Below are 1088 nucleotides of genomic sequence, written 5' to 3'. Positions count from 1 at the left end.
CGGGATCTCGTTCGATCCGGAAGCCGTGGTGGACCTTGGTGTGGTGGCGTTCGCACAGGAGCGCGGAGTTCTCGAGTGAGGTCTCGCCGTGGTCGCGGAGCCATTCGAGGAGGTGGTGGACGTCGCACCAGTGGGTGGGGCGTCGCAGCCGGTGAACACGCAGTGCCGGTCGCGTTGCTCGACCGCCCGCCGGAGGTGCGCCGGCACGACCCGCTTCTCCCGCCCGACGTCCAGCGGGAGCCCGTCGGGGTCCAGCACCATCCGGGTGATCTCGGCGTCACAGGCGATCCAGCGGGCCGCGGCGGCTGAGATCACCGCCCCGAACCCGGTCTCGGCAGCCCCCGGGCCGGTTCCGCCGTCGAGGAGGTCCTCGATGTCGACGGTCACGATCACCCGCGGCTTGACGGTGCGCAGCAGCGGCAGGTTCCCCGCCGCCAGGGCGTTGTCGCACAGCTGGACCAGGGCGTCGGCCTGCTGCTGGGCGCGGCTGCGGTCATCGCCCTGGGGGCGGGATGCCTGCACGATCGACTCGATCGCGGCCCGCACCTTCTCCAACCCGACCGCGTCCAGGTCGAAGCGGCCGGTGCCGCTGCCCTCGGCGTGCCGGGTGAAGGTCAGCCGGCGCCCCTCGGTGGGGTCGGGTTCGGTGCCGTCGGGGTCCAGGGCCTGCCGGTAGTGGTGCACCACCTGCGGCAGCCGGTCGTGCGCCTCACCCTCGGCGACGGCGACCAGCGCCCGGTCGACCGCCCCGAGGTCGACGTCCTGCTCGGCGGCGGCGGCCCGCTCCGCCTCCCCGGCGATCGGGGCGATGGTCGCGACCTGGGCGGCGGTGAGCGTGCCGGCGGCGAACGCCGCCGCGGTGGCCGGCAGGTGCTCCAGCGCCCGGCCCGACCGCACCAGCCGCCCGGCGTCGCCGGCGGTCAGGTGGCCGTGCCCGCGCAGCCAGGAGGCCACCGTCTTCTTGCCGTCGTGCTCAGCGGCGCCCGTGGAGTCGGCGTGCCGGACGGTGCGGGTCAACTCGGCGTTGGCGCGGTTGACCACGGTCAACAGCAGGGTGGCCCGGTCCAGCACCGCACCCGGGGGAAGGG

Annotated in this window: 1 protein-coding gene; it reads right to left on the bottom strand. The window is 74.9% G+C overall.

Features of this window, described 5'->3' with window-relative positions; genetic code table 11:
• On the bottom strand, nt 1-1088 hold a 1088-nt coding region (locus FHL80_RS25045), incomplete at both ends, for a DUF222 domain-containing protein (RefSeq protein ID WP_246078947.1).

It is taken from the genome of Modestobacter excelsi (genome assembly GCF_005930495.1).
GTDB classification, from domain to species: domain Bacteria; phylum Actinomycetota; class Actinomycetes; order Mycobacteriales; family Geodermatophilaceae; genus Modestobacter; species Modestobacter excelsi.
Note: the sequence above shows the minus strand (reverse complement) of the source record. Positions and strands in the feature narration are given on the sequence as shown.